Annotated in this window: 22 protein-coding genes and 3 pseudogenes; 12 read left to right on the plus strand and 13 right to left on the minus strand. The window is 68.1% G+C overall.

Annotated features, from left to right (window positions below; translation table 11 throughout):
- Positions 1 to 213: 213 nt before the first annotated feature.
- Both ACFVT5_RS37995 and ACFVT5_RS38000 read right to left on the minus strand, forming a co-directional pair.
- Positions 214 to 720, minus strand: coding sequence for a hypothetical protein (locus ACFVT5_RS37995; RefSeq protein ID WP_389897865.1), 507 nt, complete (start codon positions 718 to 720; stop codon positions 214 to 216).
- Positions 721 to 893: 173 nt separating this feature from the next.
- Positions 894 to 1,190, minus strand: a complete 297-nt coding sequence (locus ACFVT5_RS38000) for a hypothetical protein (protein WP_389897868.1) — start codon at positions 1,188 to 1,190, stop codon at positions 894 to 896.
- Between the two features lie 193 nt (positions 1,191 to 1,383).
- On the opposite strand from ACFVT5_RS38000, the gene ACFVT5_RS38005 reads away from it, so the two are divergent.
- From ACFVT5_RS38005 to ACFVT5_RS38015, 3 genes are all read left to right on the plus strand, one after another.
- Positions 1,384 to 2,124: a hypothetical protein gene (locus ACFVT5_RS38005; RefSeq protein ID WP_389897871.1), complete on the plus strand. Its 741-nt coding sequence runs from the start codon at positions 1,384 to 1,386 to the stop codon at positions 2,122 to 2,124.
- A 91-nt stretch (positions 2,125 to 2,215) separates the two neighbouring features.
- Complete coding sequence (locus ACFVT5_RS38010) at positions 2,216 to 2,881, plus strand: nitroreductase (RefSeq protein WP_389897872.1); 666 nt, start codon at positions 2,216 to 2,218, stop codon at positions 2,879 to 2,881.
- Positions 2,882 to 3,325: 444 nt separating this feature from the next.
- On the plus strand, positions 3,326 to 3,790 hold the full coding sequence (locus tag ACFVT5_RS38015; protein ID WP_389897874.1) for a hypothetical protein: 465 nt from the start codon (positions 3,326 to 3,328) through the stop codon (positions 3,788 to 3,790).
- Between the two features lie 224 nt (positions 3,791 to 4,014).
- On the opposite strand, the gene ACFVT5_RS38020 is transcribed toward ACFVT5_RS38015, so the two are convergent.
- Positions 4,015 to 4,686, minus strand: coding sequence for an NAD(P)H-binding protein (locus ACFVT5_RS38020; protein WP_389897876.1), 672 nt, complete (start codon positions 4,684 to 4,686; stop codon positions 4,015 to 4,017).
- 353 nt (positions 4,687 to 5,039) lie between these two features.
- Here ACFVT5_RS38020 and ACFVT5_RS38025 point away from each other — a divergent pair, with 353 nt between their 5' ends.
- Together ACFVT5_RS38025 and ACFVT5_RS38030 are read left to right on the plus strand one after the other, a co-directional pair.
- Positions 5,040 to 5,696, plus strand: a complete 657-nt coding sequence (locus ACFVT5_RS38025) for a hypothetical protein (RefSeq protein WP_389897878.1) — start codon at positions 5,040 to 5,042, stop codon at positions 5,694 to 5,696.
- A 153-nt stretch (positions 5,697 to 5,849) separates the two neighbouring features.
- A complete protein-coding gene (locus ACFVT5_RS38030) occupies positions 5,850 to 6,401 on the plus strand; it encodes an HAD domain-containing protein (protein ID WP_389898038.1) in 552 nt (183 codons plus the stop codon).
- Between the two features lie 72 nt (positions 6,402 to 6,473).
- On the opposite strand, the gene ACFVT5_RS38035 is transcribed toward ACFVT5_RS38030, so the two are convergent.
- Together ACFVT5_RS38035 and fabV are read right to left on the minus strand one after the other, a co-directional pair.
- The gene (locus tag ACFVT5_RS38035) at positions 6,474 to 7,016 is read right to left on the minus strand and encodes a DUF6368 family protein (protein ID WP_389897881.1); all 543 of its coding nucleotides are present in this window, start codon (positions 7,014 to 7,016) and stop codon (positions 6,474 to 6,476) included.
- Positions 7,017 to 7,118: 102 nt separating this feature from the next.
- On the minus strand, positions 7,119 to 8,348 hold the full coding sequence (fabV, locus tag ACFVT5_RS38040; RefSeq protein ID WP_389897884.1) for an enoyl-[acyl-carrier-protein] reductase FabV: 1,230 nt from the start codon (positions 8,346 to 8,348) through the stop codon (positions 7,119 to 7,121).
- Positions 8,349 to 8,668: 320 nt separating this feature from the next.
- Between fabV and ACFVT5_RS38045 the strand changes: the two genes are divergently transcribed.
- The 3 genes and pseudogenes from ACFVT5_RS38045 (at position 8,669) to ACFVT5_RS38055 (ending at position 10,945) form a co-directional block, all read left to right on the plus strand.
- Positions 8,669 to 9,139, plus strand: a complete 471-nt coding sequence (locus ACFVT5_RS38045; protein ID WP_389897886.1) for a hypothetical protein — start codon at positions 8,669 to 8,671, stop codon at positions 9,137 to 9,139.
- A gap of 66 nt (positions 9,140 to 9,205) precedes the next feature.
- Positions 9,206 to 10,209: pseudogene (locus ACFVT5_RS38050) on the plus strand (IS1380 family transposase); the annotation flags it as partial.
- A gap of 316 nt (positions 10,210 to 10,525) precedes the next feature.
- Positions 10,526 to 10,945, plus strand: a complete 420-nt coding sequence (locus ACFVT5_RS38055) for a peptidase inhibitor family I36 protein (RefSeq protein WP_389897888.1) — start codon at positions 10,526 to 10,528, stop codon at positions 10,943 to 10,945.
- A gap of 525 nt (positions 10,946 to 11,470) precedes the next feature.
- Here ACFVT5_RS38055 and ACFVT5_RS38060 read toward each other — a convergent pair.
- A complete protein-coding gene (locus ACFVT5_RS38060) occupies positions 11,471 to 11,650 on the minus strand; it encodes a hypothetical protein (RefSeq protein ID WP_389897890.1) in 180 nt (59 codons plus the stop codon).
- 83 nt (positions 11,651 to 11,733) lie between these two features.
- Here ACFVT5_RS38060 and ACFVT5_RS38065 point away from each other — a divergent pair, with 83 nt between their 5' ends.
- Together ACFVT5_RS38065 and ACFVT5_RS38070 are read left to right on the plus strand one after the other, a co-directional pair.
- Complete coding sequence (locus tag ACFVT5_RS38065; protein WP_389897893.1) at positions 11,734 to 12,096, plus strand: hypothetical protein; 363 nt, start codon at positions 11,734 to 11,736, stop codon at positions 12,094 to 12,096.
- The gene (locus ACFVT5_RS38070) at positions 12,093 to 12,764 is read left to right on the plus strand and encodes a nucleotidyl transferase AbiEii/AbiGii toxin family protein (protein WP_389897896.1); all 672 of its coding nucleotides are present in this window, start codon (positions 12,093 to 12,095) and stop codon (positions 12,762 to 12,764) included. The genes ACFVT5_RS38065 and ACFVT5_RS38070 overlap by 4 nt, the downstream gene beginning before the upstream one ends.
- Before the next feature lie 996 nt (positions 12,765 to 13,760).
- On the opposite strand, the gene ACFVT5_RS38075 is transcribed toward ACFVT5_RS38070, so the two are convergent.
- Positions 13,761 to 14,992 (minus strand): IS3 family transposase gene (locus tag ACFVT5_RS38075; protein WP_389897899.1). Its coding sequence is split into 2 segments (ribosomal slippage): positions 13,761 to 14,662 and positions 14,662 to 14,992, totalling 1,233 coding nucleotides; the frame shifts between segments, so codons are not numbered across the junction.
- 86 nt (positions 14,993 to 15,078) lie between these two features.
- Between ACFVT5_RS38075 and ACFVT5_RS38080 the strand changes: the two are divergent.
- Together ACFVT5_RS38080 and ACFVT5_RS38085 are read left to right on the plus strand one after the other, a co-directional pair.
- Positions 15,079 to 15,552, plus strand: a pseudogene (locus ACFVT5_RS38080) (phosphotransferase); the annotation flags it as partial.
- The gene (locus ACFVT5_RS38085; RefSeq protein WP_389897902.1) at positions 15,552 to 16,775 is read left to right on the plus strand and encodes an acyl-CoA dehydrogenase family protein; all 1,224 of its coding nucleotides are present in this window, start codon (positions 15,552 to 15,554) and stop codon (positions 16,773 to 16,775) included. The pseudogene ACFVT5_RS38080 and the gene ACFVT5_RS38085, both read left to right, overlap by 1 nt.
- An 85-nt stretch (positions 16,776 to 16,860) precedes the next feature.
- On the opposite strand, the pseudogene ACFVT5_RS38090 reads toward ACFVT5_RS38085, so the two are convergent.
- The 6 genes and pseudogenes from ACFVT5_RS38090 to ACFVT5_RS38115 form a co-directional block, all read right to left on the minus strand.
- Positions 16,861 to 17,438, minus strand: a pseudogene (locus tag ACFVT5_RS38090) (SDR family NAD(P)-dependent oxidoreductase).
- Positions 17,330 to 17,623 carry an SDR family NAD(P)-dependent oxidoreductase gene (locus ACFVT5_RS38095; protein WP_389897905.1) on the minus strand — a complete coding sequence of 98 codons (294 nt, stop codon included), beginning with the start codon at positions 17,621 to 17,623 and terminating at the stop codon, positions 17,330 to 17,332. Before ACFVT5_RS38095 ends, ACFVT5_RS38090 begins: the two are co-directional and overlap by 109 nt.
- Positions 17,620 to 18,426 (minus strand): SDR family NAD(P)-dependent oxidoreductase, encoded by an 807-nt coding sequence (locus tag ACFVT5_RS38100; protein ID WP_389897907.1) that lies wholly within the window; start codon positions 18,424 to 18,426, stop codon positions 17,620 to 17,622. The genes ACFVT5_RS38095 and ACFVT5_RS38100 overlap by 4 nt, the downstream gene beginning before the upstream one ends.
- Positions 18,426 to 19,214 carry an SDR family NAD(P)-dependent oxidoreductase gene (locus ACFVT5_RS38105; RefSeq protein WP_389897910.1) on the minus strand — a complete coding sequence of 263 codons (789 nt, stop codon included), beginning with the start codon at positions 19,212 to 19,214 and terminating at the stop codon, positions 18,426 to 18,428. The genes ACFVT5_RS38100 and ACFVT5_RS38105 overlap by 1 nt, the downstream gene beginning before the upstream one ends.
- On the minus strand, positions 19,193 to 21,175 hold the full coding sequence (locus ACFVT5_RS38110; RefSeq protein WP_389897913.1) for an acetoacetate--CoA ligase: 1,983 nt from the start codon (positions 21,173 to 21,175) through the stop codon (positions 19,193 to 19,195). The genes ACFVT5_RS38105 and ACFVT5_RS38110 overlap by 22 nt, the downstream gene beginning before the upstream one ends.
- Positions 21,172 to 21,984, minus strand: a complete 813-nt coding sequence (locus tag ACFVT5_RS38115) for a mycofactocin-coupled SDR family oxidoreductase (RefSeq protein WP_389897916.1) — start codon at positions 21,982 to 21,984, stop codon at positions 21,172 to 21,174. The genes ACFVT5_RS38110 and ACFVT5_RS38115 overlap by 4 nt, the downstream gene beginning before the upstream one ends.
- Positions 21,985 to 21,998: the final 14 nt, after the last annotated feature.

A 21,998-nucleotide genomic window follows, 5' to 3' on the forward strand; every position in this document is an offset into this window, starting at 1 on the left:
GGCGGCGTCCGCCACTCGCCCGCCCCGGGCGCGGGGTTGCGGCCGGGGGGGGTGAGCGCCGCCCCGCCCCCGCCCCGCTCCGCCCCCCCCCGCGCCCCCCCCACCGCCCTGCCCGAACACGCGGAGCAGATGGCCTGGGACGTCCTGGACGCCGCCTACGCTCCGTGCCCGTGCCCTCCAGGAGTCACCCGGGCGGCAACGCGTGGCTGCTGCTCACCAGCTGCCGCGGGGCCGTTCGGCACCGAGCTGGACCTCACGCCGGCACTCGGGACAGTCCGGCAGGCCCTCCACCCGGCGCGGCCTGTCGCCCTTCACCCAGCTGAACCCGCACAGCGCCCTGTGCGTGACGCCCCGGAACAGTGCGTCCCTGGTGGTGTGCGAACCGTAGCCCGGCACGTTCCAGATGAACGGCGCCTCCCCGTCGTAGGGGGCGCCGTCTGGCCAGTCGTAGACCGGCTCGGTCGTGGTGCAGCGCATCCGCAGATCAGGACCCGTCCAGCGCTTGCTGTACAGGATCTGCGAGCCGGCGTCGACCGCGTCCGCGAGGCGTTCGAAGGACAGGTCGTAGTCCCTCATGTGATCCCACGCGCCCGGTTTCTGGTCGCGCATCAGCGAGCGGAACATCAACAGCAGCCGCGCCAGATCATGGTGTTCGACGCGCACGGTCCGCGTGTCGTGGTCATAGCCGTACGTCGGGTCGTGGGCGGGCTTCTTCGGCATCGGTCCTCATTCGCGTTGCTACGGCGGTCAGCGCCCCACCACAGGGCCTACAGAGCGGCCGGTGGCCTGACGACGTCGCGGCCTCTGCCGGATGCTCAACGACCCCGGCCTGCGGGAGCCACGCTGACCGCCGCCGTTCGTGCGCCTGGCCGAACCGCCGTGGGCTTCGCGTCTCAGGCTTGCGGCGGCGTCGCGCCGGGCAGCTCCCCGGAGAAGGCCCACCACTGCTCGATGGTCCACACGGCGACGCTGGAGCGGTCGGTGGACATCCGCAGCCACACCTCCTCGCCGCCGGGCATGAGTGCCACCTCCAGGTGCGCCTCCTCCCACGTGCCCACCGGGTACATCCACTCGATGCCGTCGGGCCAGGTCCGCATCGCCACCGTGCGCACGCTCAGCGCCACGGCGAAGGCGTCCAGCGCCGTCCTGGGTATCCGCACTTCCGCCGGCTCCCGCTCGATCCCCGCCACCTGGCCCCCTCCGTCGTGCGGCGGTGCCCGCGCCCGCCGTCGCGGATCAGCGTGACAGACCCTCGCGCCCACGGCGTCACACTGTGGGGTCTATACGGCTCACAGCCCGTTTCCCCAGGTAGACGAGGTGAGCTATGAGGCTGTGAGGGTATGCGGCGGGGCTCGCGCCGGTGCTGCCTCACTCCGGCGCTCCGTGGCGGTGCTCGCCGCCCGGGTCCGCGACGTGCACGCCGCCCGCGTCCGGGGGCCGCTCGGACACCCGAGCTGGGAGTCGTACTGCCAGGCGGAGTTCGGCATCAGCCGCGCACGGGCGTACCGGCTCCTGGACGTCGCCCGCGCCCTGGCCGCGATCCACGGCGCGGTCGCCGCCGGCACCCAGACGTCTCGCACGCGAGACACCGGCCCGGCCGCTGCGGCCGCGCTGGACTACGGCCTGTCCCGGCGCGCCCTGACCGCCGTCTCCAGCCGTGCGGACATCGTCGCGGAGCCTGATCACCCACCGACTCGCCACGCTCGCCCACAGCGGTCTCCAGGCCCTCGACACCGCCACGGTGCGCGCCGTGGTCCGCCAGGCCGTCCGCGACGTCCGCACGCCGCCACCGCCCGCCGATCTGCCGACGGACCCGGCCGTCGCCGCGCCGCGCCGCGCACCGTCGTCGACGACCTCGCCGCCAGCAGCCACGCGATCGGCGAGCTGATGCTCGAAGTCGCCCCGGCCTACCTCTCCGACACCGACGCCACCGACGTCCTCGCGCTGCTGTGCGACCAGATCGGCGAGCCCCTCAAGCACGGCCTCGCCGCTCGCCGCTACGCCGTGTCCGGCGACCGCCGCGCCCTGCACGGCACCGTCCTGCAGATCCCCATCTCGGCTACTCCTGTGAGTCTCACAGCCGTTCCTCTCTGTCTCCCACAGTCCTGGCAACGACTGGACTGATGGTCGGGACGTCGTCCAGCCATCCGGCGATGCTCGATGCTGACCGCTGAATACGGTGGAGGGGCCCGGTTGAATGAGAGGACGCGAAGACGTGGATGTGTATGAGGCCGTGGACAGTCGCCGGGCCGTGCGGGCGTTCAGCGATGAGCCGGTGCCCAAGGAGGTACTCGAACGAGTGCTGACCGCAGCGAAGCGGGCTCCGTCCAGTGGGAACCTCCAGCCGTGGCATGTGTATGTCGTGACCGGCGAACCCCTGGCCGAACTCAAGAGGCGCGCGACCGCCAGGGCACTGGCGGGAGACGCGGGTGATGAGCGGGAGTATCCGATGTACCCGGACGAACTGACCTCGCCGTATCTGGACCGCTTCGCCTCTGCGGCAGCTCAACGATACGAAGCGCTGGGGATTGAGCGCGACGACCCCGACCGGCCCCAGAAGATAGCCACCTTGAACTCGGAGGCGTTCGGGGCGCCTGTCGTCTTGTTCTGCTACCTCGACCGGACGATGGGGCCCGGGCAGTGGGGTGACGCGGGGATGTACTTGCAGACGGTCATGCTGTTGCTGAGAGCGGAACGGTTGCACAGCTGCCCCCAGGTGATGTGGACCATGTACCGCAAGACCGTCAGCCGAACAGTCGGAGCCGATGACGAGCTCGTGCTGTTCTGCGGCATCTCAGTCGGATTTGAGAAGGAAGGCGTGCCACGGCTGCGTACCAGGCGGGCGGACATGGCGGAAACGGTGCGCTTCATCGGAGTGTGACCGCTGGACGGCGAGATCGACATGGCCACCCCCGCCGACCGGTTCCGGCCGAACCCGCCGCCGGAACCGACAGTGGTCGCCATTCCGGCCCCCGCCGGGGAACCGTCCATCGCGGCCGAGCCCGCGGCGCCGGTCGCCATGCTGATTCCGGTCCCGGCGCCGGCGACGGAGTTCGAGACCGTCGTCGCAGCCGGCGGCCTGGTCGGCGTACTGCCCCGGCGTTCAGCGGGTCAGGCTCGGCAGCAACTACGCGGGGCGCCGCGCACGGGTGTGGGCCGACGAGCACACGGTCCACATCGTCATCGACGCGAGCTGGTCAGGAGCGTCGCGTCGTGTCCCGACGCCGGCAACCCGCACGAGCTCTCAATGCGCAGGGCCGTCCGGGCAGGGCCTCCACCGGCGGCCCCGGCCGCGGGCCGGCTGGGCCGCCTGGACCCCGGCACGGTGACCGAGGTGGACCGGAAGGCCGACCTGAGCGGTGTTACCAGCCTCGGCAATATCAAGGTGACAGCCGGATACGAACTCGCCAGCCAGCGCGTCACGCTGCGTCTGGACGGACACCTGACGCACATCGTTCACGACGGCGTACTCGCCAAGACCATGCCCGCACCGATCGACGCCGAACAACGAACCGGGCCTCGCGGCGCCAGAGCCGTCACCAGCGAACTACCCGCACCCGCAGACGGGGCAGTACATGCCGAGCGCAAAGTCCCCGCCGATGGCGTCATCATGATCGCCCGCCAACGGCTTCGCGTCGGCCGCACCCACGCCGGAGAGATCGTCACCGTCCACGTCGAGGACACCTACTTCCGCATCACCCTGAACGGCGCCGACCTCTCACTTCACCCGCGCAAGAACCAGCACCCGGACACCCGGTTCAGAGCAAAGATCCACACTCCGAAACTCTGACCCGGTATCCACCATCACCTGAGACCGTCACCGATGTCCTGAGGCCAAGTTGTCAACAAAGTCCCGAGACCTCACACGACACCGCCCATTCCTTGGCCCAACTCATCGTCGCCCGGACCCAGAAGGCAGCCGCAGCCTCCTGAACCGGGCTGACAGGGCCGGTGCCGGACGCCTGAAGACCTCGACCGAGCGTCCTTGTCGGACTTCCGTGTCGACGAGGCCCGTCAGGGTTGTTGATGGTTGGCCAGCTTGGTGATGGCATCGTAGGTGTGGATGTGTGCGCCGGGTGTGGCCGTGGTCAGCGAGGTGATCATGGCAGTGGCGAGGCGGTCGGCCGTGACCGGTCGGTAGGGGCGCAGGGGCCCGGCCAGGACGGGGGCCAGGAGGGGTGCCAGGGCGGTCATGGCACGTTCGCCGGGGCGGCGTTCGTCGCGGTTGCCCAGCAGGAGTGAGGGCCGGAAGATCTGCGTGCTCTCGTATCCGAGGGCGGTGACCTCGCGTTCGGTGTCGCCTTTGACGCGGAGGTAGAACTGGCGTGCGTCGGACTTGGCGCCGATCGAGGAGCACAGGGCGATGCGGTGGGCGCCGGCGCGGAGGGCGTGGCGGGCGACGGCGACGGTGTAGTGCTGGTCGACGGCGCGGAAGGCTTCCTGTGACCCGGCCTTCTTGATGGTGGTGCCCAGGGTGCAGTACACGTCGTCGGCCGTGGGCACGCTGTCCTCGTCGAGAGCGGCGAAATCCACGAGACGGACGTCGAGCTCGTCATGCGCTTGGGCGAGCGGCCGTCGTGCGAGGACGGTGACTCGGGTGTAGCGGGGGTCGGCGAGCAACTGGGCGAGTAGGTGGCCGCCGACGAGGCCGGTGGCTCCGGCCAGTAGCGCGGTACGGGTGGTCATGGCTGGACGCCTTTCCCGGTGGGGTGACGGTCAGGGGCTGATGAGGGTGCGGACCGCTGAGGTCAGGGCCGCTCGATGGCGGTCCAGGCGTGTCGGCGCGAAGGCGTCCTCGGATGCGAGGTCACGCACGGCGGGTGAGGCCGCGACCCACGCGGTGATCCGGTTCCACCTCGGCGGTGACGATGCCTCGTCGCGAATCCGGCGGCATGTCCCCACCTTAGCGAACGGGGTAACTGTCCAGTTGGGGAGGCAGACCCCTTCGGCCTGCGGCCTGACCTGGCCCCCGGGGTCACAGCACCAGATCCTTGGAAGCTGGAAGGGGCTGCCCTCCTCCCCCGCGAAACGGTGCTGCAATGTCTCGATCAGTCGAAACCGGATCAGTGTTGTCTCCCGTCACCGCGGACGACGTCGACCTTGCCGTGCGGCTCGCCGTGGGCATCCTTCGGGACGCACCCGCGCAGGGGTGGGGCGGCAAGGCCGGTTCGCTGGAGTGGGACTGCTGGGAGACCGCCGAGCACGTCGCCAACGACCTGTTCTACTACGCCGTGCAGCTGGGGCCGCAGCGCCCGCCGTTGGACACCCATGTGCCTTTCGCGTTGAGCCGGACGAGGCCGGACGGACCCACGGTCTCCCTCTTCGCGGACCGTGATGCGGGTCCGGCCGGCCTGGTGCAGGTGCTGGAGGCGTGCGGCGCGCTGCTGGTCGCCATGGTGCGTACCACGCCGCCCCGGGTCCGCGCCCACCACGGCGCCGGGGTGTCGGACCCCGAAGGCTTCGCGGCGATGGGGGTGGTAGAGACGCTGGTACACACGCACGATCTGGCGGAAGGCTTCGGGCTTGCCTGGACCCCGCCCTCCGCTCTCTGCTCGCGGGTGCTCGCCCGTCTGTTTCCACAGGCTCCGGGCGGAGCGGATCCCTGGCTCACCCTGTTGTGGGCCACAGGCCGCGCCGAACTGCCGGGGCACCCTCGTCTCACCACGTGGCGCTCGGACAGCACACCGCGGTCATAGCAGCGGATCGGCCTGAGCCACGGCCAGGCTGATGATCGTGCCCCTGCCGCGACAAGAGCACCACTCTCGCGTAGATCGTTACCTGGCGTGATTTCGCTGGGCGGGTCTCGCCGTCGGCCGGTACCGTGCGATGCGGAACGCGGAGGGGGTGGGCTGGTGCGCCCAGTGCTGTTGGTGGATGTGGACGGGCCGTTGAATCCGTATGCCGCGAAGCCGCATCGACGGCCCGAGGGATATCAGACGCACCGGCTTCTGACGCCCCGCTGGGAAGCTGACGAACGGCGCCGGCTGGCTGAGTCGGGGCTGCCGAACAAGCCGGTGAAACCCCTGCGGGTGTGGCTCAACCCGGCTCACGGCCAAGCATTGGACGCGCTCCCCTTCGAGCTGGTGTGGGCGACCACGTGGGAGGAAGAAGCCAACGCTTTCGTCGCACCGGTCCTGGGGCTGGCCGAGTTGCCCTTCATCGCCTGGCCCTCGCCGCGGGACGAGCCTGCGGACGGTGTGTTCTGGAAGACGCCGGAGGTCGTCGCGTGGGCGAAAGGCCGGGCGTTCGCCTGGATCGACGACGAGATCACCGAGACGGATCGCGCCTGGGTGAACGAGCATCACAGCGGCCCCGCTCTACTGCATTGGGTCGATCCCCGCTCTGGTCTCACCAGCAGCGACTTCGCCACGCTCACGGCATGGGCGACCGGTCTGCGCTGACCCACGACCAGCCGCCTGCGACGCCGTTCCACACGATCATTGCGGGACAGCCCCTGGCTTCGGCCACTCCCCCTAATTCAGGAGCCGGAAGTGCGGCTGTCGCGCCCATGCTCTGAGGAATTCCGCCGAGCCGTACGCGGCGGGCCATGAATCGGCCGTCGTGGCGATGATGCCGGGAAGACCGGCCACGACGGGCACCTGGTCCTCTCGCAGTTCGGCGTTGGCGACGCCGCCGATCAGGTCCATGACGGCGGCGGTCAGCAAAGCTGTGACGACGTGGTCGACGTGGCTGTCGCAGAACGCGATGACGTCAACAGCGTAGGCTGATGTGAAGCCGATAAGGGGTTCCTGGTCGCCCTCGTCGGCGTGTTCAGCCCCGAAGACGGCCTCGTCGCCGATTCCGGGTCCCATGAGCGAGACCATGAAGGGCCGACGCCCGTCGACGTCCCCGATTTCCGTGACGCCGAGACTCTCCGCGTGAATGCTCACGTCGTACTCGCCGACCCGCTTCTCCTCAAATCGCGCCGAGGAGCGAACCAGAAACTCGCGCACTCGCTGGATCGATGCGAGGGGGACAGGCTCCGCCAACTCGATCGCCAACACAGGTCCGCTCATGGCTCGAAGCGTAGCCAGCCGGGATCATGAGCCCCAACCGGATACTCGGTGCGGCCCCGCCACAAACCCGAGCCGGAGCCATCGACGAAGAGTGAGAGTCGCTCAGCAGCGGGACGCGTCGCGATCGAGGGCGGGCCAGGGAATGTCGGTGGGCACTGCTGCGGTGTAGTCGACGCCCGGTACCGAGAATCCGTAGAGCCGTTGGACCTCGGCGCGGAACCAGTCGAGGTCCGCGGGGCCGGTGATGGTGTCGGTCGTGGCGGCATCCCAGCGTTCGGCGACGGCCGCCTGGACATCGTCGGTGAGTTCCCAGGTGCCCAGGCGGACCCGGCCCTCGTCGTCCAGGGTGAGCGGGGCGGCACCGGTGAGTTGGTCCCACAGGGTGGCGAGCTGATGTACCGGTGGGACCAGGTTCTCTCCGAGGACGCCGCGCAGCAGGCCGGTGTACAGGGCGATGCCGGGAATGGCGGTGGAGGACTGGGTGACGGCGGCGCCGTTGACGGAGGTCACGGCCCGCCCGCCCACCGTCTTGTCGAGCCGCTCGTTCAGGGTGCGGGCAGTGGCCTCCAGGTGGGCCTTGGCCGCGCCGATGGTGCCCTCCCGGTAGATCGCCGCTGTCAGCGGTGAGCCGATGTAGGACAGCGCGGCGGTGGCGAAGCCGTCGCCGAGCAGGCCCCGACCGGCCAGGTGGTCGATCCACCGTTCCCAGTCCGCACCGCCCATGGCGGCCACGGTCTGCTCGACGTCATCGCCCTCGGCCGGCCCGGTCTCGACCTCGCGGACCTCGGGAACGCCCTGGCCGTCGAAGACAAGGGTCTTGGTGCGGTTCTCCTGGCCGAGCGGCTTGAGGACGGAGGCGTACGTGGTGCCCGTGTCGGGGTCGGTGCGCCGGGGCGCGGCCACCGAGTAGATCAAGTAGTCCAGCCTGCCGCCGAAACGCTGCTCGATAAGGTCGGCGACCTGAATCTTCATCGTGTCGGAGAACGCGTCGCCGTTGAGGAAGACCAGATCCCGCCCGGCACTACGGGCGATATCGGCGGTGGCCGCGGTGCGGTACCAGCCGGCTGTGCCGGTACGCCGTTCCGTGGGGGCCTTCTCCAAGGAGACCATGACGCCACGGATACCGGCGCGCTTGAGTCCGGCGAGGGTGGCCGCCAGACCGTATCCGGCCGAGGAGCCGATGATCAGAGCCACCGGTCCGGGACCCTCCCGCTCGTCGGCCGGGTCGGGGCATGCCTGCCACATGTCGGCCACCAGCCGCTCGCAGCCCGCCGGGTGGGCGTCGAGGAAGAGGAAGCCCCGGTTGCGGGGAATGAGAACGCGCTCGCTCACAATTGCAGTCCTCGGGTTGGCTGGGCCGAAGACGCGGCCCGCCGACGGGGCCATCACGTCCTGAAAGTCTGCGACAGGGTGAACGCGGACTGTGGCCCCGGCAGGGACAAGGATCACGAGCGGGTCTTGGAGTGTTTCCACCACTTTCATCAGAGCAGGAAGCGGCTGCGACCAGGCGCGCACCGTCCAGCGCGTCGCCTTCGCTTCCACGTGGCGGCACGAGAACGCATCCGCGGTGGCGGAGCAAGCTGCCGCCAACTCCGTTCGCATCGCACCAAGCCCGCGGGGCGCTGTCAGCGGCTGGGCCTAAGGTCCCTGACGTGAGTGACTACTACAACCTTTTCCTGGCGGTCGACCTGACGCCGGACCTGCCCGAGCCGGTGCTTCTGGAACTGAGGTGGCTCTTGGGGCAGGCGGACATGCCGAGAGAGTTGAAGTCGACCGACTGGGAGTCATGGGGCGGTCCCTGGCAGGCATTCAAGGGTGGCTCGGCGAGCCACGCGTTCGCCGGAGCCGATGTGTCCCTACTGGTCCGTGCCGTGGACAGACCGAACCTGGACGGCAGCGAACCGTGGGCCCTGACCGTCCGGACGTACATCCACGAAGACGACTTCGGGGTGACGATGGACGTCGTCGAGTGGCTGCTTCGATACGCGACGACGCAAGGGTGGGTCGGGTTCGTCCGTGACTCCGGCCGGGGCCGGGTCCAACACCTCGTACGCCATGACAACGGCTTCGATCTTGTCGATGTCCGACCGGTCCTGGGCGAACCGCCGAAGGACTCGTTGTAGGCGCCGACTTATCCTCGCGCTCGTTCAGAACCCGCCTGAGGCTGAGGGGTTCATCGGTCGCTGGGCATTCCCCCGACCCAGGCCGCGGGCCGCATGCTGCCCGGGCTGGCCCTGGACCTCGACGCCACCCTGATCACCTGCCACTCCGAGAAACAGCAGGCCGCACCCACCTATAAGGGCGGCTTCAGCTTCCATCCGCTGCTGTGCTTCCTCGCCAACACCGGCGAGGCACTCTCCGGCTACGGCCCGGGAACGCCGGTGCCAACACCGCCGCCGACCACGTCACGGTCCTCGACCAGGCACTCGCACAGATCCCCGACGCCCACCGGCACGGCACCGACATTTTCATCCGCACCGACAGCGCCGGATCCGCGAAAGCCTTCCTCGCCCACGTCCGAGACCTGCACAAACGAGGAATCCGCAGCTTCTTCTCGGTCGGACATCCCGTCACCGAGCCGGTGCGCCGCGCTGTCCGGGCGATGCCCGGCCGCCTCTGGCATCCTTCCCTGGACCAGGACGGGACACTGCGTGATGGCGCCGAGGTCGCCGAACTGACCGGCATGGTCGATCTGGACGGCTACCCGGCCGGCGTCCGCATCATCGTGCGCCGCGAACGCCCGCACCCCGGAGCCCAGTTGTCCCTGTTCGACCAGGACGAGGGCCTGCGGCACCAGGTGTTCCTTACCGACACCCCGTCCTGCGGTGGCGGCTCCGCACAGTTCCTGGAGGCCCGTCACCGCGGGCATGCATGCGTCGAGGACCACATCCGGTGCGGCAAGACCACCGGCTTCGGCCGCTTTCCCTCCAGCGACTTCACCATCAACGCCGTCTGGCTCGAACTCAGCCTCGCGGCGATCGATCTGCCGGCATGGATGCGTGTCCTGCTGCTGGACGGCGAACTCGCGGCTGCCGAGCCGAAGAAGCTCCGCTACCGGCTGTTGCACGTCGCCGCCCGCCTCACACACGGCGGCCGGCGTCTGCGCTTGCGGATATCGGCGACCTGGCCCTGGAGACACGAACTCACCACAGCCTTCCATCGCCTCACCGCCCTGCCCCGTCCCGTCGGCTGACCGGCCAACCCTGCCCGCCACGACCCGAAAGACCCTGGAGAACCCGACTACCGCGCCGGGACTCCGCCATGACCAAACACCGAAATCGCCTTGGCCGCTCGACAGTTGTCCCTCAGCGACGGCATCTGGTTCCCGGATATGTGAGCTTATCCGGAGTCCAGCGGCGGGACAGACGCACGCGTGTCAGGGCACTGTGGCGTAGCCGGTGGAGCGTTCTGCATGTCAAGGGTTTTCATACTCTGATGTCAGAGGTTCCCCCACGGCGCGTCGGCCCGGATGCTAGTCCGGACCGTCACCTATGGGGGGACTACCTCTTATGCGTAAGCGCACGTTTGGCATGCTCGCCGCGACTGCCGCATTGGCGTTCACCGTCAGCATGGCACCGCCGGCGGCCGCGGAAGGGAACCCTCCCGACTGCCCCAAGGGATACTTCTGCATGTACTCGGGGGCGAACCAGAGCGGCAAGCTCTTGAAGAAAGTGTCGGGGGATTGGGGCGGATATGTCGAGGGAATTAATTCCGTCTTCAATAACGGAAATCCCTGCAACGGGTGCGACCACGTGTATTTCTTGCACTGGCCCGGTATTGGAAACAACTATACGCGCTGTTTCCACTTCAACCCGGGTCCAGGGCAGTACAAGGCGAACATATCAGGCGCTATCGGCAAGGGCGTCAAGTGGGGGGTGAATGCCCCTGAACGCGCGAGTAGCGGTACAGGTCAGTCAGCCAATCGCTGACAGTCACTACACGTAGGCGAAGGCTGCCCGACTCCGGGCGGCACACCGACGGACGACCGCGAACTCATCGCCAGTCGAGCATCCAGTGATGTCTCCCAGTTGCGAGTTGGAGCTGCCAGTAGCCGCGTGCGCATGTCGTCCGTCACGACATCGCCAAACGGCTCGTCATCACCACCGGCACGAAGAAGGGCCAGCACCAGGACCGCAGTGACGAAGGTGACGGTCAGGGCCCGGCCGACCCTCCACAGTCATAGCTCCCGATCATTCGAGGTTGATCGCGGCCCTTCGTTGGCTGTCATGGGGCTGAAAATAAGGCTCGGAGATCTGCGGTTGCAGGTGAGTAGCAATGTCGATGGGTCGAGGGGCCGGATCCGGGGACATGGATGACAACGGACAGTTCGGACGGCCGTTCGTCGCCACGCTCGGGTGAGTGGCGGCGAAGGGCCCACCCGTACCCGTCGGCGCACGCTCTGCGCTGCCCAGCACCGCCTCCACAACCAGCGGCAGAGCGAAGATCAGCCTGACTCAGACGGCATCCGGGTCGACGCCCTGCGCACGGGCGACAGCGAACAGGACACGTTCGATCGTGTCCAGACGCCGGGCGATCGACCGCTCCCCCGGCACGCCGACGACATCAGCGATGAATTCGATCTCCTCATCCAGGTCACGCAACCACTTGTCGTAGGTCACCATCTCATCCGCCATGGCCACCACCCTGGCAGCCTCCGCCCGGAAGGCCACTCACCGTTGCGTAGCAACCGACCGGCCCGGCGGGCGATACTGGGGGCATGACCGTGCAGCCGTTTCCGGTACCCAACGCGTTCGAGCTGTTGTGCGCGCAGTACGCACAACGACTGCCCACGCATCTGGAGGACCTGACCGGTCCCGCCCATGGCACGGTCGACCTGCCGCTGCACGTGGTCTGGTCGGGCCGCCGTTCCTACGGGCTGGAACAGCCGCGCTCCCGGATGGGCCTGTACCGCACCGTCCTGGCCGAAGGCCAGCGCCAAGACCTGATCGACTTCCTGAACCGGGATCTGCTCATCGAGCAGTGGCCTGTGCTGCGCACGCTAGTCAGCCGCCCCATCAGGGACGTGTGGGAAGCCGCCTTCCCCGAACTCGCCACCGCTGCAGCAAGCGCCGCGGCGTGAACCTGACAGCCCTGCACCACCGGCTCCTGGCCGACGTCCTCGCTATCGGCGCCCCCTACCCGCTCGTGATCACCGGCGGGTACGCCGTACAGGCCCACGGCCTGGTCGACCGGCTCTCGCAGGACCTGGACGTGGCCACCGAGAGCCCGGCCCCTATCGACGAGATCATCCGCACGGTCGGCGATGGCCTGGCCGGGCGTGGCTGGGGCGTCCGGCACATCGAGTCCAGTCCGCTGTCGGGCCGGCTCATCGCCACCGACCTTTCCACGGGCGAGGAGTGCGAGGTCGACGTCCTCAAGGAGGTGTTCTGGGCGCCGCCGACGGCCACCGAGTACGGTCCAGTCCTCTCGCTGGACGACGTGATCGGCACCAAGGTCCGCGCGCTCGCGGATCGCGGCGCGGTCCGCGACCTCATCGATGTCCACGCCGCGACCCGGCATCGCTCCACCGCCGACCTCGAAACCCTCGGCCGCCGCCACGCACGCTTCGAGTTCAGCCTCCATGACCTGCGCGACCGGCTCAACGGCGCCGAGTGGTGGGATGACGAGGACTTCACCGACTACGGCCTGAGCCCGGGCCAGGTGGCGGACCTGCGGGCTTGGGCCCTGGCCTGGGCTGACGACCTCGCTATCCGGCTCCACGCCGGGGATGACCCGGACGACAGCTGACCTCCCCGCGAGGTGTGTTGCTCCGCGGGCTCCCCTTGTCCGCGTACTCGCCGGAGTCCCAGGCAGGTACGGATGAATGTGCTGGGCTCGACGTTCAGTAACGCGGGGCGGCTACCGGCGTCGGCGGAATGGATGTCCAGCCTCACGTGTGGCTGGTGCGCTCTCGGCACGCCCGGGGGCCGCCAAGGGCCTGGGCCTGCCCGGCTTGAAACAGCCACGGCAGGAGCCTGACCAAAGCGTTCACCCGCTGAATCTACCGTGACGGTACGGCGCTGGACGAGAACGCCTTACCCCAGCGGGTTCTCGGGGGTGGACGACGAGCTGAGTGCTGCGGTACCTGGCGAAGGCCAGGACGGCGAGGACTGCGGGGCTGATCATGGGCGTCCCCTGACGGGAGATCATCGGCCGGTTCAGCAGGGGATGATAAGGCATCCCCCGCAACCACTTCCGACAGAGTTACCGCAGGTCAGACCGCATTCTTAGATCACAAGCTATGCGGGCGGGTGCGGCTGTGATCAGAACAGCGCCATTGCCTCGACGGGTGCCGTCTCAGGCGCGTCGATCAATCTCAAGCTGCACAACTGGGGTGGGCAGGTCCACGACGGCCGGCGATCCGGCGCAGGACACGAGGATGCCGTCGGGGCCTCGGCGGGCGCCTGGAGCGTCGTGTCGCCAGAGACGTCCCTTGGTCAACCGGCCAGCCGCCGGTCCGGCCGTGATCGCCCGGGTGCAACTCGGGCACTCCACCACGCGGGGCAGCTTCATCATCCGCCAAGTGTGCAGGCGGCCTGCTTGCTCCCGTCGGCCCATTCGGATGTGCGCACACACGCCATCCTGATCGGCTCGGGGGCTGGTGCCGGACCAGGAATGTGCGCAGGGCAACCAAGCATTGCCAGCCGGTGAACGATGGCGGAAAGCCGCATGAGGGAGAACTGCATGCACGGTCTTGAAACGGCGGGGGGCCTTCCCCCGTGAAGGTGGACACGCGGTCAATGGTCACGCGGCGAGGGTGAGTTTAGCGGTGTGGTGTTCGTATGCGTTGGGGCTGAGGTGGCCGTTGGCGGAGTGCCGGCGGCGGGTGTTGTAGCGGGTGAGCCAGGCGAAGACGGTTCTGCGGCAGGTGTCGGAGTCGCCGTAGTCGTGGGCGCCCTGGAGGGTCTCGCGTTTCAGGGAGGCGTGGAAGCTTTCACAGGCCGCGTTGTCGGCGCTGGTGCCGACCGAGCCCATCGACCGGGTCACCCCGAGTTGGTCGCAGAGGCCGGCGAAGGCCCGGGATCCGTATTGCGCTCCGTGGTCGGAGTGGAACACGGCGCCGTCCAGGCCGCCACGGGTCGAGGCCGCTATTTGCAGTGCGTCGGCGACCAGGCTGGTGCGCATGTGGTCGGCGATGGACCAGCCGACGACCTTGCGGCTGAAGCAGTCCAGCACGGTCGCGAGATAGAGGAACTCCCCGTTTCCCAGGGGGAGATAGGTGATGTCGCCCATGTATTTCCGTCCAGGCTCGGTGGCGGTGAAGTCCCGCTGGAACAGATCCGGGACGGGTGAGGCTGCCGGGTCCGGGACGGTGGTGCGGACGCGCCTGCGCAGGCGGATGCCGGTGATGGAGAACGTCCGCATGATCCGGGCGATCCGCTTCTCGTTGACCCGCCGCCCTTTCTCGCGGAGCTCGGCGGTCACTCGCGGGGAGCCGTAGGCGCCGCCGGACTCGCCGTGGACCGCGCGGATCTCCTCGGCCAGGACCTGGTCCTGGTGCTGCCGGGCGGCCCGGGCCTCGGCGCCGGCGAGCCACTTGTAGTAGCTGGACCGGTTCACGTCCAGGACCTGGCAGAGCCGCTTCACCTCGTAGGTGTCCCGGTGGTCGTCAACGAACTGGAAGCGGCTGATCACCAGTTCGTCTCTCCGGCGAAATACCTGGCCGCCTTGCGGAGGATGTCCCGCTCGGTGGCGAGCTTGCGCTCACTCGCCTCCAGCTCGGCCACCCTCGCCTCCAGCTGCCGGACCCGCTCGTGCGGATCAGCGGACGCAACGGCCTCCCGGGGCCGGGCGGCCGGCTTCGCAGCCGCGGCGGTGACGCCACGGCGTTCGCGGTCCCGCAGCACCCACTCACGCAGCGTCGCCCGGTTGATACCCAGGTCGGCGGCGATGCTCTTGTAGATCGCCCCGGGCGTGGACTCGTACAGGGCCACGGCATCGGCCTTGAACTCGTCCGAATAGTCCTTCATCGCCATCGGCGGTCTTCTCGCTTCCTCCGGATCAAGCAGATCCAGTATCAGCGTGTCCACCACTCAGGGGGAGGCCCCGCCCGCCCGCCGCGGTCATGTTGGCACGACAACTGGCCGCCCGCGTCCCAGAACAGTCGGGCGCTGGGATCGTGCACGGCGACTACCGGCTGGACAACGTGCTGATCGACAACGACGACCAGCTGACCGCAGTGCTCGACTGGGAAATGGCCACGCTGGGCGACCCGCTCACGGACCTCGCGCTGCTCAACCTCTACCAACGCCTGCCTCGGCTGCCTGCCGGCACCGTGGTCACCGACGCGGCCGATGCTCCCGGGTTCCTCTCCGAAGCCGAGGTGCGGCAGCGCTACGCCGAGGTCAGCGGTCGCAGGCTCGACGACTTCGGCTTCTATCTCGGCCTGGCGCACTACAAGTTCGCCGGGATCGTCGAGGGCATTCACTACCGCTATGTGAACCACCAGACCGTCGGCGAGGGCTTTGACCAATACGGCCTGCTCACCGAGCCGCTCCTGGAAGCCGGGCTGGCCGCACTGAAGGAGGAACTCTGATGGAGTTTACCTACGATTCCCGAACCGTTGAGCTGCGCGACCAGCTCTTGGAATTCATGGACAGTCACATATACCCGGCGGAGGCGGTTTTCGAGAAAGAACTCACCGGCCTCGACAACCGCTGGGCCTGGGACGCTTCACCAACGTTGCACCGCCTGCGCGGCGAGGCCCGTAGGCGAGGACTGTGGAACCTGTTCCTGCCCGGCGAGAACGGCGCCGGGCTCACCAACCTGCAGTACGCGCCGTTGGCGGAGATCGCCGGGCGCAGCCCGCATCTGGCCCCGGCGGTTCTGAATTGCGCCGCGCCCGACACGGGAAACATGGAGGTACTGTCGCTGTTCGGTTCACCCGAACAGAAGGCAGACTGGTTGCGGCCATTGCTGGCGGGTGAGGTCCGGTCGTCCTTCGCGATGACCGAACCTGATGTCGCTTCTTCCGACGCCACCAACATCTCGACCAGCATCCAGCGCGACGGCGACGACTATGTGATCAACGGGCGCAAGTGGTGGATCACTGGCGCGATGAATCCCAACGCCAAGATTTTCATCGTCATGGGCAAGACCGATCCGGACGCCGAGCGCCACCGACAGCAATCGATGGTCCTCGTGCCACCCGACACACCCGGTGTGCGCGTCGAACGCGCTATGCACCTGCTGGGCTACGACGACCACGAACACGGTGGTCACGCAGAGCTGGTCTTCGACGAGGTCCGCGTGCCGGCCGCAAACATCATCAGCGCGGAGGGTGACGGTTTCGCGATCGCCCAGGCTCGCCTCGGACCGGGACGCATCCACCACTGCATGCGCTCGATCGGGCTCGCCGAACGAGCGCTACAACTGCTCTGCGCCCGCACGGACGCGCGCGTTGCCTTCGGCAAGGCCCTCTCTGAACAGGGTGTGATCCGCGATTGGATCGCTGAGTCGCGCGTGAAGATCGACCAACTCCGGCTGCTGACCCTGAAGGCGGCCTGGAACATGGACGTCAACGGCAACAGGGCCGCACACAGTGACATACAGGCGATCAAGATCGCGACGCCGGCGACGGTGCAGTGGATCCTCGACAAGGCCATTCAGGCTCATGGCGCCGGAGGGCTGTCCCAGGACTTTCCGCTGGCCTATGCCTACGCTCTGATCCGGACCCTGCGGTTCGCCGATGGACCGGACGAAGTGCACAAGGACGCGCTCGCCCGTGTCGAGCTACGGAGGCAGCGAGAGCGCCGGTAGCTCGGCGTGGCGTTGCAGTCGGCCGGTGGTCGACCACGCACCGGCCGCGGGCAACGGCCCCCGGCCGGTGCGGTGAGCCCGTCGGTCAGGTGATCGTCATGCCGCCATCGACGGGCACCGTCTGGCCAGTGATGTAACCAGCCGCGTCTGATGCAAGAAACACGACTGTCGCCGCGAGTTCACGTGGATCGCCCTTGCGCTCCGAGGGGACACGGGACGGCAGAATTGACTCGATATAGCCCGGCGGGTACTGGTCGGTCATCTCCGACGTGAAGAAGCCGGGGCGATCGCGTTGACGCGGATGCCCTTGCGGCCCGTCCACTGCTGGGCCAGGTCGCGGGTCAGGCCGATCAGTCCGGCTTTGGATGCGGCGTAAGCGGCTTGAGGGAGACCCGCCGTCGTAAGGCCCAGGACCGAAGAGATGTTGACGATGCTCGAACCTGGCCGCATCACCCGTCCACAGGACTGGGCCATCCAGTAGCACCCGTTCAGGTTGACGTCGATGACCTGCCGGAACTCGTCCGGATACTCACGGGTGGCCGGCACCGCCGTGCCTACCCCGGCGTTGTTGACCAGGACGTCGATCTGGCCGAAACGCTCCATCGCAGTTCTGACAAGCGAATTGCACGACTCAGGGTCGCTGACGTCCGTCGCGACCGCCAGGCCTCGTGGCCGGCCTGCTCCACAAGCCGCGCGGTGTCGTGGAGTCGGTCGGTCCGGCGCGCGCCGAGGACGACGTTCGCCCCAGCCTCGGCCATCGCCTGGGCGAATGCGACGCCGAGGCCACTGGACGCGCCGGTAATCATTACCACCTTGCCGTCGATGCGAAACAGATCGAGCACTGTCATCGGGACACCCTGTCGCTCGCGGGGAGCAGCCCTGGGGTTGCCGTGACTCCTCCGTCTACGAGAAGGGTCTGGCCCGTGATGTACCGGGCGAGATCGGAGGCCAGGAACAACACGGCATCCGCGACCTCTCCAGCATTTCCGGTGCGCCGCATGGGGATGCTGTTCGTGAAGTCGACCACGCGTTCTCCGGTGGCCGGGGTCGTCGCCGGCGTCTCGATCCGCCCCGGTGCCACACAGTTGACGCGGATCCCGTCGGCACCGTATTCGTGCGCGACGCTGCGGGTGAGAGAGGCGATTCCCGCCTTCGCCGCGCCGTAGGCCGCGGCGCTCGGTGAGCTGAGAACGCCGGCGATTGATCCGATGTGGACGATCGTCCCGCCGTGTCCTTGCGACAGGAAGGTGCGGATCGTTTCCCGGGCCAGCCGGAAGACGTAGGTGAGGTTGAGCTGGTGGATGAGCTCCCACTCGTCGTCGGCCACCTCGTGCATCCGCCGGTACGGCACGTAGGCCCACGAGCCTCCGGCGACGGTGGCGAGGATGTCGATGCGGCCGAGGTGCCGGACGGTGTCCGCCACGATCTGAGTGCCGCTGCGCGCGTCGAGCAGGTCTGCCAGGATCGGGACGCCCGTACCGCCCGAAGCGCGAATCGCCTCGGCGGTGGCCTCCGCGCGGTCAAGACGGGAGTCGACGACGGCGACCGCCGCGCCGGCGTCGGCAAGCCGCCTGGCTACCGCCGCGCCGATCCCGCGGCCTGCGCCCGCGACCACAGCAACTCGTCCGGTCAGCGAGATCTCCACCGCCATCAGAACGCCACCTCCCCCTGGCCGCCACTCATGACCAGGTCGTGTCCGGTCAGGAAACTGGCCTCGTCCGAGGCCAGATACAGCACCCCGTATGCGATTTCCTGTGGTTGGGCCGCGCGTTTGAAATAGCGGTTCGACTCCTGCTTGCGGGCCCACACCGCGTCAGTGCCACCCCTGACCCCGCGTGCGCCCGGGGTGTCGACCAGCCCCGGCGAGACGCAGTTGACCCGGATGTCCGGGGCGTAGTCGAGCGCCATCTGTCGCGTCAGCGCCCGGATCGCGCCTTTCGACGCGTGATAGGACGCGAGCCGCGGTGAGGCCACCGTGGCGTGGTTGGAACACGTGTTGACGATGGACCCGGAACGCTGGTCGAGCATGACCCGCAGCGCGGCACGGGAAACCAGGAAGGCGCCGGTGATGTTCACCGCCAGCACACGGTTCCAGTCTTCGAGGCTTGTTTCGTGCACCGATCCCGGAATGGCCATCGCCGCGTTGTTGTGCAGCACATCCACTCGCCCGTACACCGCTCTCGTGTGCTCGACGAGTACCTCGGCGGCCTTTTCGTCGGACACGTCCATGGCGAACGGCGAGGCATTGCCCCCGCCCGCGATGATCGCGTCGGCCGTCGCTTGCGCGGCCTCCGCGGAAAGATCGGCGCAGACAACCCCCCGCGCGCCGTGCTGCGCGAACACGGTCGCCGTCGCCGCGCCGATACCGCTGCCTGCCCCGGTGACAATGCAGATCTTGCCGGCGAGTCGGGAATCTGTCACCGCGGTTTCCTCCAGCATGTCGACCGGTTTTCGGCAAGCTCGACGAAGGTGGCCAACGTGGCTGGATTGTCGAGCGATGCGGCGTTCAGGGCTTTTTCCGCGGCGACGCCCTGGAAAAGCCGCTTGAGGGGCACTTCGATGCGTTTACCGGTCCGGGTGCGCGGGATACCGGGCACCGCGATCACCTCGTCGGGCACGTGGCGGGGGCTCGCCTTGGCCCTGATGGCCTCGCGGATGGCGGCGACGAGGGCGTCGCTGAGCTCGGCGCCGGCCACGAGGTGCACGAACAGTGGCATGTAGTAGGTACCATCCGGTTGTTCCACGCCGAGCACGAGTGAGTCCGAAATTTCCGGCATCGTGTCGACGGCCGCGTAGATCTCGGCGGTGCCCATCCGGACACCACCCCGGTTGAGCGTCGAATCGGAACGGCCCATGATCCGGCAGGTCCCCCGGTCGGTGATCTCGAGCCAGTCCCCGTGCCGCCACACACCCGGCCAGGGCTCGAAGTACGTTTCCCGGTAGCGCTCGCCGTCGTCATCTCCCCACAATCTCAAGGGCATGGAGGGCATGGGCTTGGTCACGACGAGCTCCCCCAGCTCACCGACGACCGGCTGACCGCTGTCGTTCCAGGACTCGACGGAGACACCGAGCATCGGCCGCTGCAGCTCACCGGCCACCACCGGAAGCAACGTGCTGCCACCGATAAAACCGCTGGCGATGTCGGTGCCCCCAGAGGAGGAACTCAGAAACACATCCGACTTGACCGAGCCATAGACCCACGCGAAGGTCGACGCGGGTAGCGGGGATCCCGTCGAGCCGATCGTCCGCAGCGCGGACAGGTCGAACCGGTCTCGTGGACGAAGTTCGGCTTTTTCGCAGGCGGTCAGATAGCCGGCACTGGTCCCGAGATAGGTGATCCCGGTCCTTTCGGCAACCGCGAACTGCATGTCCAGTGACGGATAGGACGGGCTGCCGTTGTGGACGATGACGGTTGCCCCGGACAGCAGCGCCGAGGTGGCGATGTTCCACATGATCCACGCCGTCGACGCGTACCAGTAGAAGCGGTCACCAGGGCCGATGTCGTTGTGCAGTGCGGCCTGCTTCCACTGTTCGAGGGCAATCCCGCCGTGGCCGTGCACGATGCCCTTGGGCAGCCCTGTCGTCCCTGAGGAGTAGACGATCCACAATGGATGGTCGAAGGGCAGCGGCTCGAACCGTGGCTCCTGTTCGTCCGCGACCGCGGCACGCCAGGGCGTGGTCCCGTCGCGGTCGTCGGCAGGGTGCAGCACCGGCACGATGATCGTGGCACGCAGGGTCGGCAGCGCGGCCCGAATCTCGGCGATCTGCTCGCGCCGGTCGTACTCCTTCCCGTTGAACCGATACCCGTCGGCGGCCACCAGAACGACCGGCTCGACCTGAGCGAGCCGAGCGAGAACAGCACTGGGACCGAAGTCGGATGCGCACACTGTCCACACGGCACCGATCGCGGCAGCGCCGAGAAAGGCGACCACCGCCTCGGGTCCGTTCGGCAGGTAACCGGCGACCCGGTCACCTCGTCGTACCCCGAGGCGTCGCAACGTGTCGGCGAAGGCTCCCACCTGAGCACGCAACGATGCCCATGGCACCTCGAAGGTTTCGAGATTCTCGTCGACCATGACCAATGCGGGATGCCGGTCGCCGCCGTTCTTAAGCGCCAGTTCGGCGAAGTTGAGCCGAACGTCCGGGAACCACAGCGCACCCGGCATGTCCGGGTTCGCCAAAGCGGGACCGGGTGGCTCCGTCACCAGGCCGGTCCAGACAGCCAGGTCTGCCCAGAACTGGTCGAGGTGGTCGACCGACCAGCGCCACACGGCGTCATAATCGGTGGGGGCACCGAAGGTGATCGCACGGCGGGTCGAGACCCAGGTGGCGAACCGGTGCAGCCGCGTCCCGGCGATGGAATCAGGCGTGGGCTCCCACAGCACCCTCGGTGCGGTCATGAGTTGTTCGCATTGAACGCCGCCGCGACGTCGATCGTCGTTCCCGAGACGTACCGGGCTTCCTCGCTCGCGAGGTGCAGCACGGCATGGGAGATGTCGCTCGGTTCAATCCACGTGATCGGCATCGGATTGAGCCGCCCCAGCCGTTCCTCGAGGTCGGCCAGCGTGGGAGCGGGGACATCAGGTGCGAAAACGGCGTACACCTCGTCGTGGTGCATCATCGGCGTGTCGACGGCTCCGGGCAGCACGGCGTTGCAGGTAATTCCCCCGGCGGGCGCGACCTCCAGCGCGATGCTCTTCACCAGCCCGATCAGACCCCACTTCGACGCCGAGTAATGTGCCAGGTTCGGGACCCCGCGCTGGCCGGCCTGCGATGAGGTGACCACGATCCGCCCGTATCGCCGTTCGAGCATGTGGCCCAGGACCGCGCGCACCGTATTGGCCACCCCGGTCAGGTTGACATCGATGGTGTCCTGCCACATCTGATCGTCCATATCGGACAGATGACGGTAGGTCACGATACCGGCATTCGCCACCGCGATGTCCACCGCGCCGAACTCGTCGACCGCCTGCTCGACCGCGGCCCTCATCTGGTTCGACCGGCGCACGTCTGCTTCGATTGCGAGCGCACGCCTGCCCTGTTTCTCCACCAGGGCAACGGTTTCGCGCAAATCACCGGACGTGCCGAGCGGGTAGGGCACCGACTCGACCTGCTCCGGTACGTCGACGAGCACGACGTCCGCACCTGCCCGGGCGAAATGCACGGCGTGCTCGCGGCCCTGCCCCCGAGCGCCACCGGTGATGAACACGACTCTTCCGTCAA

This window comes from Streptomyces sp. NPDC058001 (assembly GCF_042886315.1).
In the GTDB taxonomy this organism is placed as follows: domain Bacteria; phylum Actinomycetota; class Actinomycetes; order Streptomycetales; family Streptomycetaceae; genus Streptomyces.

What these genes read in the sequence shown, in the direction of transcription:
- ACFVT5_RS38035 (WP_389897881.1), bottom strand. Translation starts at nt 7,016, where the DNA reads ATGAGCGGACCTGTGTTGGCGATCGAGTTGGCGGAGCCTGTCCCCCTC.
- ACFVT5_RS38060 (WP_389897890.1), bottom strand. Translation starts at nt 11,650, where the DNA reads ATGGCGGATGAGATGGTGACCTACGACAAGTGGTTGCGTGACCTGGAT.
- ACFVT5_RS37995 (WP_389897865.1), bottom strand. Translation starts at nt 720, where the DNA reads ATGCCGAAGAAGCCCGCCCACGACCCGACGTACGGCTATGACCACGAC.
- ACFVT5_RS38100 (WP_389897907.1), bottom strand. Translation starts at nt 18,426, where the DNA reads ATGGCGGTGGAGATCTCGCTGACCGGACGAGTTGCTGTGGTCGCGGGC.
- ACFVT5_RS38110 (WP_389897913.1), bottom strand. Translation starts at nt 21,175, where the DNA reads ATGACCGCACCGAGGGTGCTGTGGGAGCCCACGCCTGATTCCATCGCC.
- ACFVT5_RS38020 (WP_389897876.1), bottom strand. Translation starts at nt 4,686, where the DNA reads ATGACCACCCGTACCGCGCTACTGGCCGGAGCCACCGGCCTCGTCGGC.
- ACFVT5_RS38095 (WP_389897905.1), bottom strand. Translation starts at nt 17,623, where the DNA reads ATGACAGTGCTCGATCTGTTTCGCATCGACGGCAAGGTGGTAATGATT.
- ACFVT5_RS38055 (WP_389897888.1), top strand. Translation starts at nt 10,526, where the DNA reads ATGCGTAAGCGCACGTTTGGCATGCTCGCCGCGACTGCCGCATTGGCG.
- ACFVT5_RS38085 (WP_389897902.1), top strand. Translation starts at nt 15,552, where the DNA reads ATGGAGTTTACCTACGATTCCCGAACCGTTGAGCTGCGCGACCAGCTC.
- ACFVT5_RS38105 (WP_389897910.1), bottom strand. Translation starts at nt 19,214, where the DNA reads ATGCTGGAGGAAACCGCGGTGACAGATTCCCGACTCGCCGGCAAGATC.
- ACFVT5_RS38065 (WP_389897893.1), top strand. Translation starts at nt 11,734, where the DNA reads ATGACCGTGCAGCCGTTTCCGGTACCCAACGCGTTCGAGCTGTTGTGC.
- ACFVT5_RS38025 (WP_389897878.1), top strand. Translation starts at nt 5,040, where the DNA reads ATGTCTCGATCAGTCGAAACCGGATCAGTGTTGTCTCCCGTCACCGCG.